16 protein-coding genes and 1 pseudogene are annotated in these 22,956 nt (G+C 47.1%); 14 read left to right on the forward strand and 3 right to left on the reverse strand.

All coding sequences use genetic code 11. The features are described from left to right. Positions 1-166: 166 nt before the first annotated feature. Positions 167-987: pseudogene (locus tag C8N40_RS23465) on the reverse strand (IS982 family transposase). Between the two features lie 294 nt (positions 988-1,281). Between C8N40_RS23465 and C8N40_RS16530 the strand changes: the two are divergent. The 12 genes from C8N40_RS16530 (at position 1,282) to C8N40_RS16585 (ending at position 17,035) form a co-directional block, all read left to right on the forward strand. Continuing rightward, positions 1,282-2,613 carry a flippase gene (locus C8N40_RS16530; RefSeq protein WP_108212923.1) on the forward strand — a complete coding sequence of 444 codons (1,332 nt, stop codon included), beginning with the start codon at positions 1,282-1,284 and terminating at the stop codon, positions 2,611-2,613. 39 nt (positions 2,614-2,652) lie between these two features. Continuing rightward, positions 2,653-3,510, forward strand: a complete 858-nt coding sequence (locus tag C8N40_RS16535) for a glycosyltransferase family 2 protein (RefSeq protein WP_108212924.1) — start codon at positions 2,653-2,655, stop codon at positions 3,508-3,510. 102 nt (positions 3,511-3,612) lie between these two features. Then, positions 3,613-4,554, forward strand: a complete 942-nt coding sequence (locus C8N40_RS16540) for a glycosyltransferase family 2 protein (RefSeq protein ID WP_108212925.1) — start codon at positions 3,613-3,615, stop codon at positions 4,552-4,554. A gap of 43 nt (positions 4,555-4,597) precedes the next feature. Beyond that, entirely contained in the window at positions 4,598-5,644 is a 1,047-nt protein-coding gene (locus tag C8N40_RS16545) for a glycosyltransferase family 2 protein (RefSeq protein ID WP_108212926.1), read from the forward strand. An 83-nt stretch (positions 5,645-5,727) separates the two neighbouring features. Next, complete coding sequence (locus tag C8N40_RS16550; RefSeq protein ID WP_108212927.1) at positions 5,728-6,912, forward strand: O-antigen ligase family protein; 1,185 nt, start codon at positions 5,728-5,730, stop codon at positions 6,910-6,912. After that, entirely contained in the window at positions 6,912-8,024 is a 1,113-nt protein-coding gene (locus tag C8N40_RS16555) for a glycosyltransferase family 4 protein (protein ID WP_108212928.1), read from the forward strand. Before C8N40_RS16550 ends, C8N40_RS16555 begins: the two co-directional genes overlap by 1 nt. Positions 8,025-8,033: 9 nt before the next feature. Further along, the gene (locus tag C8N40_RS16560) at positions 8,034-9,314 is read left to right on the forward strand and encodes an O-antigen ligase family protein (RefSeq protein WP_108212929.1); all 1,281 of its coding nucleotides are present in this window, start codon (positions 8,034-8,036) and stop codon (positions 9,312-9,314) included. Between the two features lie 50 nt (positions 9,315-9,364). Then, positions 9,365-10,480, forward strand: coding sequence for a glycosyltransferase family 4 protein (locus tag C8N40_RS16565; protein ID WP_108212930.1), 1,116 nt, complete (start codon positions 9,365-9,367; stop codon positions 10,478-10,480). 134 nt (positions 10,481-10,614) lie between these two features. Next, positions 10,615-11,991, forward strand: coding sequence for an undecaprenyl-phosphate glucose phosphotransferase (locus C8N40_RS16570; protein WP_108212931.1), 1,377 nt, complete (start codon positions 10,615-10,617; stop codon positions 11,989-11,991). Between the two features lie 100 nt (positions 11,992-12,091). Further along, a complete protein-coding gene (gene hisS / locus C8N40_RS16575) occupies positions 12,092-13,486 on the forward strand; it encodes a histidine--tRNA ligase (RefSeq protein WP_108212932.1) in 1,395 nt (464 codons plus the stop codon). A 2-nt stretch (positions 13,487-13,488) separates the two neighbouring features. After that, the gene (gene hutH, locus C8N40_RS16580; RefSeq protein WP_108212933.1) at positions 13,489-14,979 is read left to right on the forward strand and encodes a histidine ammonia-lyase; all 1,491 of its coding nucleotides are present in this window, start codon (positions 13,489-13,491) and stop codon (positions 14,977-14,979) included. A 118-nt stretch (positions 14,980-15,097) separates the two neighbouring features. Next, positions 15,098-17,035, forward strand: coding sequence for a T9SS type B sorting domain-containing protein (locus tag C8N40_RS16585; protein WP_108212934.1), 1,938 nt, complete (start codon positions 15,098-15,100; stop codon positions 17,033-17,035). A gap of 54 nt (positions 17,036-17,089) precedes the next feature. On the opposite strand, the gene C8N40_RS16590 is transcribed toward C8N40_RS16585, so the two are convergent. After that, positions 17,090-20,854 carry an SBBP repeat-containing protein gene (locus C8N40_RS16590; RefSeq protein WP_108212935.1) on the reverse strand — a complete coding sequence of 1,255 codons (3,765 nt, stop codon included), beginning with the start codon at positions 20,852-20,854 and terminating at the stop codon, positions 17,090-17,092. Between the two features lie 403 nt (positions 20,855-21,257). On the opposite strand from C8N40_RS16590, the gene C8N40_RS16595 reads away from it, so the two are divergent. Together C8N40_RS16595 and C8N40_RS16600 are read left to right on the forward strand one after the other, a co-directional pair. Further along, positions 21,258-21,593, forward strand: coding sequence for a YbaB/EbfC family nucleoid-associated protein (locus C8N40_RS16595; RefSeq protein ID WP_092098630.1), 336 nt, complete (start codon positions 21,258-21,260; stop codon positions 21,591-21,593). Then, positions 21,583-22,605: a glycosyltransferase family 2 protein gene (locus tag C8N40_RS16600; protein ID WP_108212936.1), complete on the forward strand. Its 1,023-nt coding sequence runs from the start codon at positions 21,583-21,585 to the stop codon at positions 22,603-22,605. The genes C8N40_RS16595 and C8N40_RS16600 overlap by 11 nt, the downstream gene beginning before the upstream one ends. Here the strand turns inward: C8N40_RS16600 and C8N40_RS16605 are convergent. After that, the gene (locus C8N40_RS16605; protein ID WP_108213106.1) at positions 22,600-22,818 is read right to left on the reverse strand and encodes a PspC family transcriptional regulator; all 219 of its coding nucleotides are present in this window, start codon (positions 22,816-22,818) and stop codon (positions 22,600-22,602) included. The genes C8N40_RS16600 and C8N40_RS16605 overlap by 6 nt on opposite strands. Positions 22,819-22,956 lie beyond the last annotated feature (138 nt).

Here is a 22,956-nt window from a genome sequence, read left to right on the forward strand (position 1 = left end):
AAAGATGGAGGGTGGAGCGCTTCTTCGCCTGGCTCTTTAACTTCAGAAGAACGTTGGTCAGGCACGAGCACAAAGCAGAAAACTACCTGGCCTTCGTCCTGCTGGCCTGCATGAAAATCATGCTAAGGTATTTTTGAGATAGCTTCTAATTAACCCAAGTTGAGAGCTAGTCGATGACTTGCGTTAGGGTATAGGCGAAGATAAAGAGGATGAGTTTAAGGATGAAGCCTTCGGCTGTGACGGCATGGATTTTCTTGGGGAAGAAGCCGGTGATGCCGGAGAAGGTGGTTTCGATGCGCTTGCGGTAGTAGTCCTTGAGAAAGGCCACATGCGGCTCGTCCTTTCGCCTGCTGTTGGACTTGCGGCAGCAGCGAAATTCGATCCGCTCGCACTCCTCCAGCAGGTCCTCCACCTCGTAGCAGGTGTAGGCGGCGTCTGCGTAGAGGCAGCTGCCCTCGGGCAGTTCCACGTCCATGGCCTTGAGGGCGGTGAGGTCGGCAAAGGAGCCGGCATGGATGTAGAACTGTACCGGCACCCCGTCCGAGGTGGTGATAACCTGCACACGGAAGCCGTAGAAGTAGCGCCGCTTGCTCACGCGCTTGCCGCGGTGGGCCTTGCCCTGGAGCAGGTGGCAGCGGGGGATGCGGATGTTGTCACCCACGGCCACGGGGAAGCAGTCGATCAGGTAGACCGAGGAGGTGTTAAGCTCTCTGAGGCATTGGCAAGGGCGGCAAACAGAGCCAGCAACTGGGGCTGCAGGCCGTGCAGGCGGCGGGTAAAACCGGATTTGTCAATGCGCCTCACGCCGTGGTGGGCCTGCATGTAGCCGTAGGCCGAGCACAGATTGCCGTGGAAGTAGCGGGCGGCCAGGAGAGCCGTGGTCAGGAGCTCGTCATCATTTATTTTGCAGTGGGCGTCATCTTTTCTGCCAATACCATGGAAGAAATCGTCTATAAAGCAGTATATGGTAATGGTCTGTTCTGTCATGGCTGTTGCGGTTTAAGAGTCTTTGCAAACTTTGAAACGTAAGCACGGCCACTGGCAGAACAGATTTTTTTGTTTTACAATGCGTGCACTATCACGCAATTTGAATTGAATAATAGCTGCTTGTGTAATAAAATATATAGGCTATGTTTAAGCTTATGCCCTATTCCTTTACCGAATTTTAGTTAATTTTGAGTTTATTAGTAATTAAAAAATTTCCTCTGCTGTAAGTTTTGATTGCTTACCATTTTATTGTAAGAAAAGCCGGACAACCTATTTCATACATATTATACTTTCTTGAAACCACTTAATAAACAACTAACTAAGATCAGTGGCTTAGTAAGTTCTGAAAACAAACCACTTTTTGCCAACTTCCTATCTTTAGGCTTTATACAGGGCTCTAACTTTATACTTTCCATTCTCACTTTTCCTTATATAATTAGAATCGTTGGTGTTGAAAATTTCGGAATAGTGACTTTGTTGCAAGCCATCATGTTCTACTTCACTGTGTTAACAGATTATGGCTTTAGCTTGTCAGCTACCAAAGATATCTCCATCTACAGACATGATGTGGGTCACTTATCAAGAATTTATTCAGAGGTTATGACGACAAAGGCGGTGCTTTGCATATTGTCTTTATGCATCATTACTGTGGCTTTACTGTTAACGCCAAAATACCAGGTGTACTCATTAGTCACCTGCCTGAGCTTCACTATTGTTCTAGGACAACTGCTGCTGCCCACTTGGTTTTTCCAAGGGGTAGAGAAGATGAAATATATTACCTATATAAATATTCTAAGCCGTACTTTATACGCAATTTTAATATTTGTATTTATCAATAAAGCTGATGACTACATATATATAAATTTAATTAATGGCGGTAGTGCAATTGTCGGAGGAGTTATCGGTCTTATAATCGTTTATAAGAAATTTCAAATATCCTTCAGTCTTCCCAACTTTCAACAGATTAAAAATCAGTTAGTAGGCAGCTGGAGCGTTTTTATCTCAAATGTAACAGTCACTGTCGCAAACAATACAAATATCCTTATATTAGGACTGTTTGCGACACCCCTGCAATTAGGCTATTATAGTATAGCTGAAAAAGTGTTTCTGATTTTCAGGTCATTCGCAGGTATTCTGCATCAAGTGGTTTATCCTCGTGTTTGTATTCTTGCACAAGCTTCTTTTTCAACACTAGCGATTTTTTTAAGAAAAATAGTAATTGTTGTGTTGGCAACATTCTTACCATTATCGCTGCTGATATTCCTTTTATCTGATTATATAGTTTTTCTGATTACAGGTGAATACTTAGGTGAAGCCTCTTTCATTTTGAAGATAATATCTTTAGGGCCTTTTATGGCAGCATTAAATATACCTGTTTCACAAACGATGTTGGCGTACCACCTTACTAGAAACTATGCAATGATCATGAGTGTTGGAGCTGTTGCCAATATTATACTTAATTTTACGCTAGCATCCTATTTTAAAGCTGTGGGAACCGCGTATAGTATTTTGATCACAGAAACATTGATTACAAGTATGCTCTTTATCGCTGTGTATAAGTATTATCCCCAATACTTTTTTTTGAAAAAGAATAGCCCTCATGGTGAGTTAGAAATTAAAAAGTAATTGTCTCATAATAGCTTCACAAATACAAATCAATCTCTTATGTTCCATAACATTGCTGGGGTTGTTGTTCTTTATAAGCCTGACGCTGAGGTAGTAGATAACATACAGTCATATAGTGATAAGATCGGTAAACTGTATGTAGTAGACAACTCTAATGATACTTCAGACTATGTCGTTGATGCCCTAAGAAAAAGTAACACCCAAGTAGACTACATTGGCTTAAAGAAAAATCATGGTATAGCCTGGGCACTGAACATAGCAGCCTCTAAGGCCCTAGCTGAAGGTTTTAGTTGGTTACTGATGATGGACCAAGATAGCAAGTTCTCAGAAAATATGGTTAAAAAGCTTATAGCTACCACATCGGTTGTAGAGACAGCGCAGATAGGCATAATAGCTCCTAGGTATTTAGAAGACGATTCCATCCCTGCCCCAGACAAGCTTGAAGAAGCCTACTCCGTCATTACCTCGGGGAGCTTACTCAACTTAAATGCCTATAAAGAAGTTGGCCCGTTCCGCGACAACTTATTTATCGATTTTGTTGATCACGAATATTGCCTGAGGCTCCTGCAGCATCAATACAAAATAGTAGTAAACAATGAAGCCAAGCTGCACCATAAGCTTGGAAATTTATCCTGCCACAACCTTTTTGGTTGGAAGTTATGCACCAGCAATCACAGCTATGTACGGAGGTATTATATAACAAGAAATAGGTTAGAGATTTTACATAAGTTTAAGGATCAATTTCCGGAATTTCTAGCTACTGAGAAAAATAAGAATTTAGTAGAAATCGTAAAAGTACTCCTTTTCGAGAAGGATAAGTTTAGGAAGCTAAAAAGCTTCATTCATGGTTACATAGATTTTAAGCGGAAAAAATTTGGAGAGTATAGCCATCGCTAAACTTTTATCAATGCGCCTAAAAAGCTATTCATGATCTATCGCCAGCCAAGATAGGTTTTAAAAGGAGCACATTGCTTTAAAGTGACAATAACTATAGTATAAATGACTCAAAATCCTCTCATATCTGTAGTCTTAGCAACCTATAATGGTTCAAAATATTTACCAGAGCAGCTCGATTCTATTTATAATCAAACTTATAAAAATATAGAGGTAATTGTCTGTGATGACAAATCCACTGATGCTACTGTTGAAATTCTCAAAAGATACCAGGAAACATGTGGTCTTAGATATTACGTCAACGAACACACACAAGGAGTTATAAAGAATTTTGAACAAGGGATTTCCTATGCTACTGGAGCATACATTGCTTTATCTGACCAGGATGATGTTTGGCTCCCCAATAAATTAGCGTTGAGCCTTGAACAACTTAGAAAGATTGAATGTGAATACACCCCTGAAGTACCTGCGATTTCGTTTACAGACTTAGCTGTAGTTAACGAAGATTTAACGCCGGTACACCCGTCTTACTGGAGTTACATGCAGCTTAACCCTGAACATACCCAATTAAACAGAGTTCTTGTAGAAAATGTGGTGACAGGCTGCACCTTGTTGATGAACAAAGCTGTAGTAGATTTAGCCCTTCCTATTCCTAAAGAAGCATTAATGCACGATGTGTGGTTCCTGCTTGTAACGACTTGCTTCGGAAAAGTTACCTATCTTCCCGAAAAGACAGTTCTCTACCGCCAGCACAGCCAAAATGTAGTCGGAGCACGTCAGGCAAGTTGGGTGCAGAAGCTTTCAAGCGGCTATGCAAAAATCAAGCAGCGCAAATTCTCATTACTGGAGCCGGAGGTAAAGCAAGCTGAATCCTTTTACAGACAGTATCTCCAGAGACTGTCTGCTGATCCAGAAAAAAAGACTGTTTTGGAGAACTTTATAAGTCTGAAAGGTAAGGGCTTCCTTGAAAGGAAGTATCTACTTGTGCGCCATACATTTTACGGCAGCACATGGACAAAAGCAGTCAATGTTATTTTGAGGGCGTAACTTTTCCAGGGATTGTAGTACTGTATTTTAAACTCATCACTAAATGGACCGATTTCCTCAGGTATTCATAATTCTGGTAAATTATAAAAGTTGGCAAGACACAATTGAATGTCTTGAGAGCCTTTTCAAAATGACCTACACAAATTTTAAAGTTGTTGTTGTAGATAATGACTCTCAAAATGATTCTATAGAACACATCATGGCCTGGGCAAGGGGTTCTGAACCAATCTCCCTTAACGGGCATTTTTATGAAGCCACTACAGTAGCATCTACCCCCATAAATAAACCAGTAAATTGTCAATACATCAAATTTAGAAGCTCAGAGAATGTCACTTTGTTAAACAGTGAGCTTGTATTAGTTGAATCAAGTCAAAATCTAGGGTTTGCTGGAGGAAATAACATAGGTATAAGTTTATCGCTTGCAAACAAAGCAGATTATGTTTGGCTCTTAAATAATGACACAGTTGTTGCAAAAGACGCTCTATCAAACATGATAAAGCACATAAATGAAGCAAAATCGAGTAACAGGAGGTTAGGTATATTAGGAGCAAAGCTTCTATATTACCACGCTCCCACGTCCATACAGGCCATTTTAGGGAGATATAATCCACTTTTAGCTAAAACAGAACACGTTGGTTTTAACCTTAATTCTGACACTGAATTCAAGGATCTCACTATCAAAGACAACGATTACATAGTTGGCGCCTCTATGTTTGTTTCAAAAGACTTTATACAACAAGTGGGACTGATGGCAGAGGAGTACTTTTTATACTTTGAAGAATTAGACTGGGTAAAACGTGGAAGAAAAGAAGGGTATGATATTGATACTTGTCTTAACGCAATAGTATACCACAAAGAGGGCTCAAGCATTGGAGGTGGCCTAAAGGATAACAACAATAAAAGCCAGTTGTCTGATTACTATAGTATTCGAAACAGGCTAATCTTCACTAAAAAATTTCATAGCAATTATCTGCTTCCTGTATATATAAGTTTAATCTTTGTAGCTGTGAACAGAATCAGGAGAAAGCAGTTTACAAGAGTTCCGTTAATTCTCAAAGCGATCAAATCTTCATTAAGGAGTACGAGTTGAAACGTATAGAAAGTTTAGATACTAAGCATTTCGGGCTTTGGCTCTTCCCTATTTACTGTATAATTTGTTTTCATTTTACTGAAGTGAAATTTGCAGGAGTCAAACTAAATGAGCTTGTCTCACTGCTTACTGTTCCCTTCTTAATCTCAGGTATCAAAAGTATTAACAAGTATCTTGTTTATTTCCTTATACTTTTCTTATCATTCCTATTTATAACAATTTGTCTTAACTTAAACACTACATTCTATTTAAATTTAGAAGGGCTCTCCCCATTAAAATTACCTTACCTGATCAGTGTCTCCAGATTCATTGAGTTGTTAGCTTGTTTATCTTTCGCCCTGATGATTTACAAAACAATCAACTACTACAGCAACAGAGGTATTGAAGTAAGCTATACGCTCAGAAAGGTCCTTAATGCTAATTTTTATATTTCTGCTATTTTCCTTTTAGTATTCCTACTAACCTACTTAAACATTCTGTCTCTTCAGAACTCATCTATTGTTTACGATACTACCTCCTACGACCCCAACAATCCTACTCCTAGGTTAAGAGGTTTTTATGTTGAAGGAGGGCCTTTAGGATTATTTTACGCAGCTTTATACATACTCACCTTCTTCATCAAGGGAAGAAAATGGTTGCTAAGAGCTTCATTTCTGTTAGTCCTTCTATGTAGCCAATCTAAAGCCGGTATAGTAGCAGTATTAGCTTGGCACTTCTATCTTTTCTATCAGAATTTCAAATCAGCCAAATGGTTTAGATATGTAGTATTGACTGCACTGCTTCCAATATTTTACTTAGTTTTCACTATGGTTATTGCGAATTATATTCATGCAGTTCAAAACTTTAGTGGGATAGTAGCGGAGCGCCAAAATGACACTAACTTCGTCATGGGCAGGATTGCTGCTGTCTTCATAACACCAAATATGGTAATGGAAAACCCTATATTCGGGGTTGGTCTTGGCAATTATGCTCTGGTGAGGAACAATCCTGATTATTTAGGGATTTTACCTCCAAGCAAAGGTTGGGATGCTCCTGGATTAGGAGTCTTTGCAACACTTTTGGTGGAGAATGGCATATATGGCCTCACTTTATTTATACTAATTCTATACTTCATGTACAGAAGGTATTCCAGAACTTCTGTAGTCTCAGGTGAGGCCATAAAGGTATTTGTCCTGATCTGCTTGTTAGGTGTGCAGCTCCATTTTTTATACATTTGGTTTTTTATAGGTCTAGCGCTTGCGGCCCCAAATGATGAAATAGATTCATAATGGATCCTCACTCTAAAAAACTTGTCGTTGATGCAAGGATGATCAATGCCTCAGGTATTGGAACAGTACTTCAGAATCTGCTCCCTTACCTGAAACCGCTCTTTAAACTAACCTTATTAGGCAACCCGGAGGAACTAAAAAAGTATGAGTGGGCTGCTGACCTAAAGGTTATAAGGTTTAACAAGCCAATTTATTCTGTAGGCGAGCAACTGGCACTCCCTTTACTGGTGCCTCATTGTGACTTCTTTCTTTCCCCACATTTTAATGTACCAATGTTGCCTGTTAAGGCAAAAAAGCGGGTGGTATTAATCCACGACCTTTTCCATTTAGCGGCGAATAACATCAGCTCCGTGCATAAGCTGTATGCGAAGGCCCTATTGCAATCTGCTATCAACAGGTCGGATTCCATAGTTACTATTTCAGAATTTTCACTCTCCGAGATGAGACGACTTCTGAAAACAGGCAGCAAAACCATCCATAAGATTAGTCTTGGTGTGGACAAAAGCGTGTTTTACAAGAGACAGGATTCATCTTTGGAGGCAAAAGTAATCCAAAAGTATAACATTCCATCCAACTATATTTTGTTTGTGGGCAATGTGAAGCCCCATAAAAACTTAAGGAATTTAATTATAGCCTTCCAGAAAATTGATTTTTCACGCTTTACCGATTTAAAGCTGGTTATTGTAGGCAAAAAGGAGGGTTTTATTACTGGGGATATAACGTTACTGCATCTCATCAAAGAGCTAGGTCTTCAAGATAGGGTATTGTTTACAGGTTTTGTAGATAGTGAGCACCTACCTTTAATCTATAACCTAGCTACTCTTTTTGTATTCCCTTCACTTTACGAAGGCTTCGGGTTGCCACCTTTGGAGGCTATGGCTACTGGGTGCCCTACTGTAGTCTCTGCTGCAGCTAGTATACCCGAAGTTTGTCAGGATGCCAGCCTATACTTTGACGGTACCAACCCTGAAGACATAGCTAGCACAATAAACCTGGCACTTCAGGACAATGACCTAAGAGAAACGTTGATTTTGAAGGGGCACCAACTTGTAGATCAGTATACCTGGAAGAACTCTGCCATGGCTTTACAGAACATTATACTTCATCAATAGCTCGCCAGCATGCTGTTCTCGAATCTTAAAATTTATAACGGTAAACTCTACTTTATTCTTCTACTAATAGTGGCTGTGCTGACACCCACTGCAGAGGGGCTTCCTGTAAAGCTGGCCAGCCTAAGTGTGATCCTACTCACCCTACATTGGTTAATATCAGGTGAATACGCAGCAAAGCTAGAAAAACTAAAAAGAAATAAGCTATTATGGCTTTTCTTATCCCTGTTTCTCATTAACCTTGTGGGCTTGTACAGGGTAGGTGATTTAAAAGAGGCGAGCGATATACTGATAAGAAAATTGCCGATCCTCCTCTTTCCGCTGATAATTGGCACCTCTGATAAACTAACAAAGAACCAGATAAACTACATCATAACCGCTTTCATCGTTGGACTATTCCTAACCTCTCTCTTTACATTTAGAGAAGGAATTGCTGTAGTACTAGACCGACAGGACCTAACTACAATGGTGGAACTGACTTTACTCCACAGGCCCTATTCGGGTTTATTCAGCTTGTTTGCTATTGTAGGTTTAGTCCGGTTCTATACTTCCTCAAACTCTGTTGCACTCAGAGCTTTTCTGATAGTAGCCATTCTATACTTTCTCTTCTTTATCTATGTCATCTATGTAAAGATGACTATAGTAGCTCTTCTAACTCTACTTGCATTGTTCGCTATTATTTGGTTAATAAAACGGTGGGGAAAATATCCAGTGATAGTTTTAGGAGGGATGCTGTTTCTCTCCGCTTCTTGGTACATCGGCACCAATGAAAAGGCTGGTACAGTAATAAAAAAAATCATCAGGTCTGAAGACTTCTCCTACCAGGAGTATAATATTCACTTAGTATCGAGCATAAATATCAGGTATATTAACTGGGGCTGCAGCTTTAAAGTGCTGGGTGAGGACAAGAATTGGTTAACCGGGTTAGGGGTAGGAAACACTCAGGAAAAGCTTAACCTTTGCTACAAGAACTTAAACCCTTGGATCTATGAAAATGAGATGAATGCCCATAACGAATATTTAGAGGAGATGCTGCGAAATGGCTTGACGGGGCTTTTAATTCTTGTACTATGTTTGGCCGTTCCTACGGCACATAGCCTTAAACATCATCAATACACATACTTGGGTTTCCTGATTCTCATCATAGTTTGCTGCATCACTGAGAATGTCTTATCCCGACAAGCAGGTATTATGTTCTACGCATTGTTTAATTCAGTATTTGCATTCAATACCTTCAACTCGGGCAAATGGTTAAGAAAAAAAGAAGTCACGCTGGCTAATCAATCCTCTTAAGTTAGCTTAAAAAATTGTGAAGTTTTAATTAAGAACATAAAATTGAGGAAGTGAAAGTCGCCATAGTACACGAGTGGTTCGTTGAATTTGCTGGTTCAGAGAGAGTGGTAGAGCAATTGCTAAGGATATACCCAGAAGCAGATTTATTTTCCGTGATCGATTTCATGCCGGAACACCTGCGTAAGCACATCCAGCACAAGAGGCCCACTACCACCTTTATCCAGAAACTGCCCTTTGCCAGAAAGCATTACAGAAACTACCTGGCACTCATGCCGCTGGCCATTGAGCAACTAGACGTTTCAGAGTATGACCTGGTAATATCAAGCAGCCATGCTGTGGCAAAAGGCATTATCACCCATGCAGGGCAACAGCATATTTGCTACTGCCACTCCCCTATCCGCTACGCTTGGGATCTATACCACCAATACCTAAGGGAGTCAGGATTAAATAAAGGTCTGAAAGGCTTTATAGCCAAAACAATGCTGCATTATATGAGAATGTGGGATTATACTACTGCCAACAGACCTGATCATTTTATAGCTAACTCCGGCTACATTGCCCGCAGGATAAAAAAAGTATATAACCGGGATGCCGCTGTTATATATCCACCGGTAGATGTTGAGAGCTTTAGCTTGTTGACAGATAAAGAAGACTTTTACCTGACGGCCTCTCGTCTGGTGCCCTACAAGAAGGTGGATTTAATTGTAGAAACCTTTGCCCAGTTACCTAACAAAAAGCTAATCGTTATCGGGGATGGCCCTGACTTCAACAAAATCAAGGCTAGGGCGACGAGTAATATCAGCATGCTGGGGTATCAGTCCTTCGAGGTGTTGAAAGACCACATGCAGCGGGCCAAAGCTTTTATTTTTGCTGCAGAGGAAGACTTTGGCATCATACCCGTTGAGGCTCAGGCTTGTGGCACACCTGTTATTGCATTTGGTAAGGGAGGGGCTTGCGAGACAGTATTACATGGCAGTACTGGCATACTTTATCAGGAACAGAGTATATCTTCCCTCTCAGAAGCAATCAGGAATTTCGAGCTTGTAGAGGCAAACTTTGATCCCCTACATGTCAGAGAAAATGCTGAGAGGTTTAGTGAAGAGGCTTTTAAGAAAAAAATGAGGGGGTTTATAGAGCAGTGCACGCACTCTAAGGTCATATATTAAAGCTCACAATGCATTATTTAGTGTCTAGCCTTATTCAATAACGCTTAATTGGCTTTTTTAAGTATACTTCTATAATGTGTATAGGGACCTCCACAGGAACTTCATATATTCGCAACTTTATTTAGCGTGAATCGATGGCAAGTTTCTATTCCAAATACATTAGGCTCGTACATTCTGCAGGCGATGTTGCTGCAGCAGCTCTATCCATCTTTTTCGCATTTGAGCTGTGTAAAGCACCAAATAATCAATCACTATACTTGTACTCACTGCTGTTTTCTCTTACAGGCTGGTTTATCTGCACAAGCTTACTTGGGACTTACAAAATATTTCGGGTCGCCAGACGATTAAAGGTGGCGTTTACAGCCTTAAAAGCAGTATTGCTTTACATTATTCTTACAGAGGCAGGACTTAATATACTAGGTATTCATAGTGTCTCTCGCAACACCCTCCTGTATCACTATGGAATTTTCGCTGGATTGGTTGTAGGTTGGCGTATTGTTGTCACCACTGGATTAAGAATATACCGCAGGAAAGGGTATAACCTCCGGAAAGTTGTGATTGCAGGCCATAACGAAATGGCAGTAGAGTTGCAGCGCTTCTTCAAGAGTCACCCCGAGTTTGGCTACAAGTTCTTAGGCTTCTTTAGCGACAACGGAAAGCTTAAGAAAGATGGTGTTATCGGCTCTATCTCTGGAATAGAGGAATTCGTGCTCCAAAATGAGGTAGACGAAATCTACTGCTGCCCGGATGAGCTGAATAAGACAGAAATTAAGCGGCTGCTCGACTTTGCCGACGACCATTTGGTAAGGATAAAATTTCTGCCGGAGCCGAACAGCTACACGCACCAACGATTTAAAGTCGACTTTTATGATGTGCTGCCGGTGTTGATGGTGCGCAACATCCCCCTGGACGATGCGGTCAACAAATTCATTAAAAGGGCCTTCGACATCTTCTTCTCGCTCTTTGTGATTGTATTTATACTTTCCTGGCTGTTGCCCCTCGTGGCCATCGCCATTAAGATCGACTCTAGGGGCCCCGTTTTCTTCAAGCAAATCCGTTCAGGTATCGGCAATAAGAATTTCGAGTGCTACAAGCTCAGAAGCATGTATGTCAACAAGGATGCAAACAAGCTGCTGGCCAAAAGAGGAGACTCCAGGATTACCCGTGTGGGGGCGTTCATCCGGAAGACAAGTATAGATGAGTTGCCGCAGTTCTTCAATGTGTTTCTGGGCCACATGTCCATCGTAGGGCCGCGGCCGCACATGCTGAAGCTTGGCGAAGAATATGCACAGGTTGCCGACAAGTACATGGTGCGCCACTTCATCAAGCCCGGCATTACAGGACTTTCTCAGGTGCGTGGCTATCGTGGCGATACTACCTACTCTTACCAGATCAGGGGCCGCGTGAAACTCGACATCTTTTACCTGGAGAACTGGTCTTTCTGGCTGGACATGAAGATTATCTTCTACACGGTCTACAACGTCATCAGAGGCGATAAGGCGGCGTTTTAGAGTATAACTGAGCTGATTTTATACTTCTGTCACCTTAGCTAGCGGATCCTTCCCACCTTTGCTCCAGTTTTAGTAACTTCGCCGGCAAACCTGCAAGAGCATGAGCAAAGAGAAACCATCCATACCGAAAGGAACACGAGATTTTGGCCCTGCCGTGGTGGCCAAGCGTAACTATATTTTCAGTGTCATCCGCCGCACTTTTGAGAAGTATGGCTACCTGCCACTCGAAACGCCTGCCATGGAGCAGCTGTCGGTGCTGACGGGCAAGTATGGCGACGAGGGCGACCAACTGATCTTCAAGATCCTCAATTCCGGCGACTTCCTGGCCAAGACCAAACAAGAGGACATTGAACAGGGCTACAAGCACCTGACCCGTAAAATCTCAGAAAAAGCCCTGCGCTACGACCTGACGGTGCCTTTCGCCCGTTTTGTGGTGATGAACCGCAACGAGATCACCTTCCCTTTTAAGCGGTACCAGATCCAGCCTGTTTGGCGCGCCGACCGTCCGCAGAAGGGCCGCTACCGAGAGTTTTACCAGTGCGATGCCGACGTGGTGGGCACTAACTCCCTGCTTTGCGAGGCTGAGATCGTGCAAATGATCAACGGGGCCTTAACAGACCTGGGTCTAACGGATTTTACCATCAAGATAAACCACCGCGGCGTGCTGGCCGGTATAGCCGAGGCCATTGGGGAAAAAGGCCGGGAGGGCGACATCTGCGTGGCCATTGACAAACTAGACAAAATCGGACGAAATGGCGTGCGCAAAGAGCTGCTGGAGCGGGGCATTGCCGAAGAGGCGGTTAGCCAACTGGAGCCACTCTACGACCTGAACGGCAGCAACGAAGAGAAGCTGGCGCAACTGCAGGGTATACTAGGCACTACCGCCGAAGGCGAGCGAGGCCTGCATGAACTGCGCCAGGTATGGACTTACCTGCAGGGCCTGCAAAGCAAGGCACTTTCAGCCGAGAACGCTTCGGGTGAGCCACGCCTGATGCTGGACGTTACCTTGGCCCGGGGCCTCTCCTACTACACCGGCTGTATTTTCGAGGTGAAGGTAAACAACGTCAATATGGGCAGCATCAGCGGGGGCGGTCGCTACGATAACCTGACGGGCATGTTCGGCTTGCCGGGCGTGTCTGGGGTAGGCTTCTCGTTTGGCGTGGATCGTATATATGATGTGATGGAGGAGTTGCAGCTTTTCCCGGAGAGCAGCCAGCAGAGCACTACCGCCCTGATTGTGCAGTTTGATAAGGAGTCGGAAATGTATGCCTTGCCTGTATTGCAGCAGCTGCGCGATGCCGGCATCAGCGCCGAGTTATACCCCGAAGCAGCCAAGCTGAAGAAGCAGATGGGCTACGCGGATCAAAAAAGCATCCCCTACGTGATCCTGATCGGCTCTGAGGAGATGACTACCGGTAAATTGAAGCTCCGCGACATGAAGCAGGGAGAGCAGCAGGACCTGACTGTGGAGGAAATTATTGCAAAACTAAAGTAAGTATGGCCCAGGAACACCACATCTCCAGCCAGCACCTGACGCTGGAGCGCATCGGCACCATCCTTCGCGATAAGTATACGCTGGCCCTGTCGGAGGAGGCGGAAGGGCGGATTATGCGCTGTTTTGACTATCTGCAGCAGAAAATCACCAGCACGCACCAGAGCATTTACGGCATCAATACCGGCTTCGGCTCGCTGTATGACAAAAAGATTTCCCCTGCTGACCTGGAGCAGTTGCAGCGCAACCTGATGATGTCGCACGCTTGCGGCACCGGTGAGGAAGTGCCGCAAGAGGTGGTGAAACTGATGCTGCTCCTGAAAGTGCAGTCGCTGGCTTACGGGCACAGCGGCGTGCAGCTGCAAACGGTAAAGCGCCTGATCGACTTTTACAACCGCGAAGTATACCCGGTGGTGTACCAGCAGGGTTCGCTCGGCGCCAGCGGCGATTTGGCCCCACTGGCGCACCTGTGCCTGCCCCTGCTTGGCCTAGGCGAAGTATACTTTCAGGGCATGAAGATAGAAAGCCGCCATGTGCTGGAGATGTTCGGCTGGGAGCCGATCGCGCTGAAGGCCAAGGAAGGCCTGGCCCTGTTGAACGGTACGCAGTTTATGAGTGCGTACGGCGTTTACAACCTGCTCCAGGCCAAGCGCCTCTCTGCACAGGCCGATGTGGTAAGTGCGTTGTCGCTGGATGCCTTTGATGGGCGCATTGAGCCGTTTAACCAACTCATCCATCAGGTGCGGCCGCATAAAGGGCAGCTGGAAACAGCCACGACCATGCGCAATTTGCTCGCCGGTAGCCAGCTTATTAAGCAGGAGAAGCAGCACGTACAGGACCCTTACTCCTTCCGCTGCATTCCGCAAGTGCACGGGGCAAGCAAAGACGCCATCCATTACGTGGAGCAGGTTTTCCTGACTGAAATCAACGCCGTTACGGACAACCCCAACATTTTCCCGGACGAGGATGAAATCATCTCAGGCGGTAACTTCCACGGGCAGCCACTGGCCCTGGCGCTCGATTTCCTGGCGATTGCGGTGGCCGAGCTGGGCAGCATCTCCGAGCGCAGAACCTACCAGCTTATTTCCGGCCAGCGGGGCCTGCCGGCATTCTTAGTAGCCGAGCCCGGCCTGAACTCCGGCTTTATGATTGCCCAGTACAGTGCGGCCTCTATCGTGAGTCAGAGCAAGCAGCTGTGCACGCCTTCGTCGGTAGACACCATCCCATCCTCGCACAACCAGGAGGACCACGTGAGCATGGGAGCCAACGCCGCCACCAAAGCGTACCAGGTGATGCACAATACCGAGCGGGTGCTGGCCATCGAGCTGATGAACGCGGCCCAGGCCCTGGAATTCCGCAGGCCTTTGCAAAGTTCAGCGCCGCTGGAAAAGCTGGTAAAGGCTTACCGGGAGCAGGTGCCGTTTGTCTCCACAGACCGGGTGCTGCATTACGACATACAGCAAAGCATCCGCTTCCTGAGGGCTTATACTTTGTAAACCATCCATTTAAAGTATAAAAAGCCTTTGCCAGTACAGTGGCAGAGGCTTTTTCTTTTAGCAGAGGCTATACTTTTCTGCCCTAATTTTAGTAGTTTGAACGTAGAGGTACTAGAAAATGAACCGCTTGAGATACCTGCTGACCATATGCTTTATACTTTGGGCCGCCGCTGCCTGGGCGCAGGGAGACAGGTGCATTACCGCACTTGATGCGGCTGGGAATGAGCTGAAGGAGCTGTGCGTGGGGCAGGAAGTTACCTTCAAGGACTGCTACGACAAGGCCGATGACGACAAGGAGTACTATGTGTTCGATTACAAAGGAGGGGCAATCCCTACGCCTTCCACAACTAACAAGAAGCATACTTACACGGCACCAGGCCGGTATAAAGTCCTGCAAATCGCCAACTACGGCAGCAGCACTTCTACTGATACTATATCCCGGGTGTTTGAGGTAAAGGCCGTGCCGGAGCCGGTGTTCACCTCCCAGAGCTGCGCCAACGGAGCTATTTCTTTCTCTGTTTCCAACCCGGAGTACGATAGTTATACTTACGACTTCGGCGACGGCCAGGCACAGGAGACGGATGGCAAAACCGCAATTACCCATACTTATACTTCGCAAGGGAGCTTTACTGTCACGCTGACTGGTAAGTATAAGGGCAATGCCTGCAGCAACGCCAGCAGCCAAAACGTCTCTACCCTACCCCTGCTCGACGAAGACAACACTACTCAACTTGTAAAAGTATCCGTGCTGGAACAAAGCGCCAGCGGAAGTGTACAACTGGAGCTGGCAGGGCTGGTGCCGGGTTATACCTATACTGTAGAGCAGTACACGGGTGATGTCCGGCAGCCATATATCCAGATTGGTGAAATTAAGGGTTTTAGCAGTAGCACCCTTACGCAAACCATTCAGGGTGTCAACACAACCGATGGCACCTGGTACCTGGTACGCCCCGTGGATGCCTGCGGCAAAGTTTTCATCAACTCCAACATCGTGAGCGGCATTTCTTTAAGCGTACAGCCAGCTGAAGAGCAGGTGGAGCTCAACTGGGAATACTCTCCTGATTTCCAAAATTTTGAAGTATACCGAAACGGTTCTTTAATACAGACTCTGCCAGGCTCTGCCACCTCCTACACCGACACTGAAGTTACTTGCGGACAGACCTACAGCTATTATGTAGTGGGCACGGGCACTGACCCGCAAGGCGACCGCTATACTTCAGTTTCCGCCACGGGGGATGCGGAGGTTACTTCTACCGTGGTACCCGATGCGCCATACTTACTCTCAAGCTATAACCTGAACAACCAGGTTGAGCTGACGGTGCAATTGCCGGAAAGGCAGCAGGCAAGCGCTGTGGTTATCGAGCGAAGTATAAATGGGGCTACTTACAAGCAGCTCACGCAAACGCAGCAGACAAGTATACTGGATGAAAGTATAAACCGGCAGCCAGCCTGCTACCGCGCCTCCTTCACCAATATTTGCGGTATTACCGCCCCTGTCAGCAATATTTCGTGCCCCGTTCTGCTTAGCGGTGAGCAGCAAACCGATGGAAGTATCGAGCTGAATTGGTCTGCCTACACGGGCTTCCCGGATGGCGTGGGGCAGTATACCGTGGAGCTATTGAATGAGAACGCCACGGTGGTCGCCAGTTACCCTGCTTCAGGCCAAAGCTTTACCGACCAAACCAGAAGCGACAAGCTGCCGGTGCTACGTTACCGCATCCGCGCTACCTCCCAAAACGGCAGGGGCACTTCCTACTCCAACCTGGTGGAGATAGAGCAAAGTGCGCTGGCCTATATTCCGAGCGCTTTTACCCCGAACGGCGATGGCCTTAATGATGTGTTGGAGATAAAAGGCAAGTTCTTCACAGGCTATACATTACAAGTCTATAATCGCTCTGGCAATGTGGTGTATGAGGGCACGGAGGCCGATGCCGCCTGGGACGGAACCCAGAACGGGCGCGAATTGCCCGCCGGCGTCTATGCTTACATTCTCACCCTAAAGACCAGCTTCGGTACGACCAGGCAACGGACCGGCACGATTACGCTCTTGCGTTAGAAATAGAGAAGGAGCCCTCCTGAAGCTCCTTCTCTATTCAAATCAACCCTACTGCTAACGCTTCAGGATAACTTTTATACTTTGTGCACCCGTGTCGGTGACCAGTCTGGCAACATAAATCCCTGCCTTCAGTCCGGAACCCTTCAACTCATACTTTACCTCTTTTCCCGCCTTAGCCTTACCTGCTCCTAATCGCCCGACTGGTGTCCCGTTCAAGTTGTATACTTCCAGCACATACTCCTGCTCATGCGCTAGCATAAACGAGATCGTTGTTTTGTCAGAGAAGGTGTTTGGATAAGCCCGTAACTGACCAGCCTCTGTAGCATCCTTATTTGCAGCGTGCGTAACTTGCGTGTTGATGAGCACCTGCCCTTTAGTAATAGCAGGTACTACAGAAGCCATATCCAGTATCTCGCCACCCTCTTGATAGTTATCAAAAACAAGGACGTTGCCCCGGCTCAGGTCCCAGATCCTGATGCGCAGCCTATCGCCCCGATCAGTTATACCCGGGCCACCAGCATCTGTGGCAGAGGCGATAAACCCGTAGCGTCCCTTTCCGTTCAGAGTGCCCTCTCCTGCCCACACGGCTTGTTCTCCGCTGATCACCAGCCACTCCATACTGCTGCTCTTGAACCGCTCCCGGTTATTTAGGACAAGTGACATCTGGCCCTGCGGAGCGGTAGCAGACTTTTTGCCGTAGCGTAGGTTGAAGTTAAAGTGAAGCTCTCCTCCTGCCTGTGCCAGCGCGAAGGGGGCAGCAGCGAAAGTAAGGGACCCAGCCCCGGTCACAAAACCGGCCTCCGGATCATAAACCGGCAACCATTGCTCATAGCCGGCATTTTCCGGTTTAAGACAGCTTTCGGAGAAGTCGAGCCCGACAGGGTAAATCCCGGCCGCTGTATACGTATGCTGCCCGGTGATGCGCCCAGTGCCAAAGCTAGTATAAGAGATGCTTGGCGTGCTGCCGTCACCCCAGGTCCAGCGGATGCCGGTATCCTCGGCAAGTATAAACTGGCCGAAGTCGGCGGTGGTGCGCACCTGGTGTCCCACTTGTTTAGCAGAAGGAGGAAGATACAGCTGCACCTGCACCGGAGTGTTGCATGGGCTCAGGTCCTCCTGGCTATACTTGACTGTCAGGATGTCGTTATCGGTATAATTGGAGAAGCTCCGGCCCGTTGCGATGATATTTTCCTGCGCATCCAGGGTCATAGCAAAGAAGTCGTCCTCGTAGCCTTTGGTTGCCATCTGCCAGAGTTCAGCGCCATCCTTGCCGCTATACTTGAAAAGTACTCCCACACTTCCTCTGCCCGGCCCGCCGGCCCCTGCCCAGCTACCAGCCACATATACGTTCCCGGCCTTATCCAGCTCCAATGCCTCGGCACGCGCCTCCTTGTACTTGACACCATAACTGGATAACCACGCCACGGTGCCATCCTCCGCATTCATCTTTAATGTTGCAAAGGCAAAAGACGAGTTCGTACGGTCCAAGGCGCTATACCCAGTTACATAGATACCAGCTTTTTTATCAGCCGCAATGGCACACGGATAATCCCCACCGCCGTTGCCTTCATAAAACGTTACCCAGCGCTGTGTTCCGTCTGCTGCGCTATACTTTAAAATGGCATAGTCCCGCGTTCTGTCTGCTCCAACAATTTCTCCAGTCACGCAAATGTCCCCTGCTGCGTCCACCGTTATGGCTCTAGCTATATCATCTCCCTGTCCTGAACCATCGTAGCGGCTAGCCCACAGCTGTGCTCCCGTGGCCACGTCATACCTGATGGTGGCAAAATCGAAGCTTTGACCATGACTAAGACCAGTGACATACAGGCTACCCTGCCCGTCCAATACCATAGCAGTTGCCTCATCGTCAGCATTTTGCCCGTCGTAGCGCGCTACCCACTCCGGAGCGCCATCGACAGCGTTATACTTAATGGTGGCGTAGTCTCTGCCTGTGCCGTGGCTGTAACTGGTGCCTGTCACGTAAACACCGCCCGCCGCATCTACAACAACTGATCTGGCAGCGTCGTATTCGCCTGCCCCACCGTCATAGGTGGCCAACCAGGCTATTCCCCCATCTTCCGCCTGTAGCTTCATGGTCAGGTAATCGTACTGGTTTGTCGTTCCGGCCACATATACGCCACCGGCGTTATCCAGGGCAATGGCATCAAAACGTTCTACTTTCTCCTCATCGTACTGCCTCACCCACAGCTGTTCCCCCGAAGGAGCATACTTTACCACCACACCTCCGGTCTGCTTACCAAGCGAATAGGTGTTACCCGCCACATAGGTATACCCTGCTGCATCGACAACCACTGCCGAACCCGCGTCCTTTGTACTTGACAGGCCTTCAAATCGGGTGGTCCACAGCTGGGTGCCCTCGGCAGCGCTGTACTGCGAGATGATGTAGTCACTGTCCCGCATTGCAGTTTTGTAGGCAGAGCCCACTGTGTATACTTGGCCACTGGTTCCCGCCAAAACAATGCTTCTGTCACCCGGACTGCTCAGGTCACTTTGTTCGACCCTCCACTTTTCAGCTCCATCGGCACTATGGTAGGCAAGCGTTACCAGGCTGGCAATACTGTTATGCCCGTAACTTTGCCCGGTCACATACACCTCACCGCGCTCACCCACAGCTAAGGTCCGAGCAATACTTGTCCGGCCCTGGCTGTCGGCGTAATGTTTCACCCATGCCTGCTGCCCGTCCTGCGCCTGGTACCGCACGGTTGTAAAATCCGTCAGGGTGGAGGTGCCGGCACTCCTGCCCGTCACGTATACCCCACCGGCACCGTCAACTGCCAGGTCACTCACCTCATCATCCCCCATGCTTCTACTGTACCGGGCAGCCCAAAGCTGTGCACCGGTAGCTTCAGCATACTTCACGGTGGCAAAGTCTTTTCCATCTCCCTGGCTGGTACCCGCCACGTACACGCCCCCCATGCCGTCCAACACTATCGCTTTGGGATCATTCAGGACTCCCACTCCTTCAGCATACTGCGCCCTCCATACCTGCGTGCCATCCGACGCATTATACTTCAACGTAACATAGGCATACCTCGACCCCCACATGTCGATGTCTACCAGGCTGGTTCCGGTTACGTACACACCTCCCTGGTCATCCACGGCGATGGAGCGGGCTTCGTCATTAAAGTTGCGTGCACCGTTGTAAGTTTGCTCCCATATCTTTGCTCCATTTGCCGTGTTATACTTTAGCGTGATGTAATCGTAGCCGGATGCTACTGTACTGTTGTTGGCTTTCCCTGTTACATAAACGCCACCATTTTTATCTACGGCAAGGGCAGCGGGCTCCATTAAGACAGTCGTGCCGTAACCGCCTGGCCCGTGCACGGCATGCCACGTCTGTTCGCCATTTGCTGCATCAAGCTTGAAGGTGAGGATGCTGCCGTTGCGGTAGGAACTCGAATTGCGCAACAGACCAGTAACGTAAACTCCTCCCGCCTCATCCAAGGCAATGGCACGGGCCTCTTCGCTGAAGACGACAGTGTTGGTGTCATAGGGCATCACAAACCGTTTCGTCCAGAGCAATTCCCCAGACGGAGCATACTTGGCAGTTACAATCTCGCTGTTATGCTGCGTATCAGCAGTATAGCTGGTGCCTGTCAGGTAGAGGTTTCCCGATTCGTCCAGCACTGATGCCTGCACGGTCTCATTGCCGGGCCCCTGGGCATCAAAACGCTGTGACCATACTTCCGCCACCTCCTGGGCCGAAGTATTGAACCATATGAATCCGAGGAAAATCTGCAAGAAAAGGTAAATTGTAAAAGTGCTTTGTTCTGTGAAAGTGTGTAATTTTTTAATCATGATGTTCTGTACTTTAAGGTAACATGTACTTATAGCAAAGGGAATCTCTTTGCCACTGGGCAAAGCAGTGGGAGTGCTATAAGGGTGAAGGGAGGGAAAGTCAGGATTGAAGACAGGTGTACCTGCCTCTGGTAGAAATAATTGCACTAAAAAAAAGTACAAATCTATACGTGTAACATCAACTTATAGGTTTATATAAATCTATAGAATATCACTAGTTATTGTGAATGAGGAAAATATCTACCCGTATCGGCACAGCAGCCATCTTCCCCCAATAAAAAGACCTGTAGCAACCAGGCTGGGAAGCATAGCTGCGTGTATGATTTGAGAATGATCGTATATTTGTCAATAAGATAGGCTGATAATTCGTTAGCCGCATGCACACTAACTAAAGTAGAAGACTATGTTTGATATGATGGGCATGATGGGCAAGATCAAAGAAGCCCAGGCCAAAATTAAAGAAGCACAGGAAAAGCTAAAAGACGTGACCGTTACCGCTGAGTCGGGTGCCGGATTGGTGAAAGCCACCGTTAACGGTCACCGCCAGCTCCTGAAGATTGAGATTGACGAGTCTATCCTGAACGTGAACGACCGCGAAATGGTGAACGACTTGGTTGTGGCTGCCGTTAACAACGCCATGCTGACCGCCGGAGAGCGCGCGCAGGAGGAGATGCGCAAACATACAGAAGGCCTTATCCCGAACATCCCCGGATTAGACCTCGGCAGCTTTGGACTATAAAAACCCGCACACGGCCGTTGTTATCCTTAACTGGAACGGCCTGAAACATTTACAACAGTTCCTGCCGTCGGTGGTGGCCAACAGCGGCCATGCCGAGATCATTGTGGCTGACAATGCCTCCACCGATGGCTCTATTCCTTTCCTGCAGGAGCACTACCCACAGGTGCGCCTCATCCTGCTATCCGAAAACTTCGGCTTTTGCGAGGGCTACAACAAGGCGCTGCAACAGGTGGATGCCCAATACTACGTGCTTCTTAACTCTGACGTGGAGGTGCCTCCGGGCTGGACAGAGCCAATTATTGAGTTGATGGAGCAGGACGCCAGTATAGCTGTATGCCAGCCCAAAATACTGGCGCAGCAGCACCCGGGCTATTTTGAGTATGCCGGTGCCGGGGGCGGCATGCTGGATGCGCTGGCATACCCCTACTGCCGTGGCCGCCTTTTTGAAACACTGGAGGAGGACAAAGGCCAGTATGACGATGTGCAGGAGGTGTTCTGGGCAACCGGCGCCTGCATGTTCGTGCGAGCTGAGGCCTACCATAAACTCGGCGGATTGGAGCCTGCCTTCTTTGCCCACATGGAGGAAATAGACTTCTGCTGGCGCGCCAAAAACGCGGGGTATAAGGTGATGTACAATGGGCATAGCCGCGTGTACCACGTGGGCGGCGGCACGCTGCACAAATCAAACCCGCGCAAAACCTACCTGAACTTCCGGAACGGCCTGGCGCTGCTGTTCAAGAATATTCCCACACGGGAGCTAGTGATGGCGTTGCTGCTCAGGGTGTTGCTGGATTGGGTAGCCGCCCTGCGAATGGTAGTGGCCGGACAGACAAAGGATGCCAAAGCGGTACTGGATGCCCATGCCGACCTGCTGCGGAACCGCACCTATTGGCGGCGGCGCCGAAAAGAGCAGCTGCCAAAAGGCAATTTCCCTTATATGAGCGGCGTTTACAAAGGCAGTATCGTATGGCAGTATTTTATCCGGCAAAAGCGAACAGTGCGGGAGCTATAAGTCCCAAACGGTGCTGCGTTCGCGGCGCAGGTGCTTGCTTACATTCATCCAGAAGGCCAGCATCAGGTAAATGATTACGGGCGAGCCCATGGTGAGAAAGGAAACATAGATGAACGTGAGACGGATGCTACTGGAGGCAAAGCCCAGCTTCTCTCCAAGCATCGTGCAAACGCCAAAAGCCTGCGATTCTATAAAGTATTGAAGCCGTTTCATGTACATCTTTTTAAAGTTCTAAATTATACTTTATTCCTTAAACATCAAAATAAATCAACGCTACCGAAAGTATAACCTTAACGTAAAACCACGATTCGTGGTGTACCATACATGTACGGCAAGCGAAAAAAACAGGAC

The organism is Pontibacter mucosus (assembly GCF_003054055.1).
GTDB lineage: Bacteria > Bacteroidota > Bacteroidia > Cytophagales > Hymenobacteraceae > Pontibacter > Pontibacter mucosus.

Bases quoted from the DNA above. Each gene is read 5' to 3' on its own strand.
- hutH (WP_108212933.1), top strand. From the start codon at position 13,489: ATGGCCCAGGAACACCACATCTCCAGCCAGCACCTGACGCTGGAGCGC.
- C8N40_RS16605 (WP_108213106.1), bottom strand. From the start codon at position 22,818: ATGAAACGGCTTCAATACTTTATAGAATCGCAGGCTTTTGGCGTTTGC.
- C8N40_RS16540 (WP_108212925.1), top strand. From the start codon at position 3,613: ATGACTCAAAATCCTCTCATATCTGTAGTCTTAGCAACCTATAATGGT.
- hisS (WP_108212932.1), top strand. From the start codon at position 12,092: ATGAGCAAAGAGAAACCATCCATACCGAAAGGAACACGAGATTTTGGC.
- C8N40_RS16555 (WP_108212928.1), top strand. From the start codon at position 6,912: ATGGATCCTCACTCTAAAAAACTTGTCGTTGATGCAAGGATGATCAAT.
- C8N40_RS16595 (WP_092098630.1), top strand. From the start codon at position 21,258: ATGTTTGATATGATGGGCATGATGGGCAAGATCAAAGAAGCCCAGGCC.
- C8N40_RS16590 (WP_108212935.1), bottom strand. From the start codon at position 20,854: ATGATTAAAAAATTACACACTTTCACAGAACAAAGCACTTTTACAATT.
- C8N40_RS16560 (WP_108212929.1), top strand. From the start codon at position 8,034: ATGCTGTTCTCGAATCTTAAAATTTATAACGGTAAACTCTACTTTATT.
- C8N40_RS16545 (WP_108212926.1), top strand. From the start codon at position 4,598: ATGGACCGATTTCCTCAGGTATTCATAATTCTGGTAAATTATAAAAGT.
- C8N40_RS16535 (WP_108212924.1), top strand. From the start codon at position 2,653: ATGTTCCATAACATTGCTGGGGTTGTTGTTCTTTATAAGCCTGACGCT.
- C8N40_RS16585 (WP_108212934.1), top strand. From the start codon at position 15,098: ATGAACCGCTTGAGATACCTGCTGACCATATGCTTTATACTTTGGGCC.
- C8N40_RS16570 (WP_108212931.1), top strand. From the start codon at position 10,615: ATGGCAAGTTTCTATTCCAAATACATTAGGCTCGTACATTCTGCAGGC.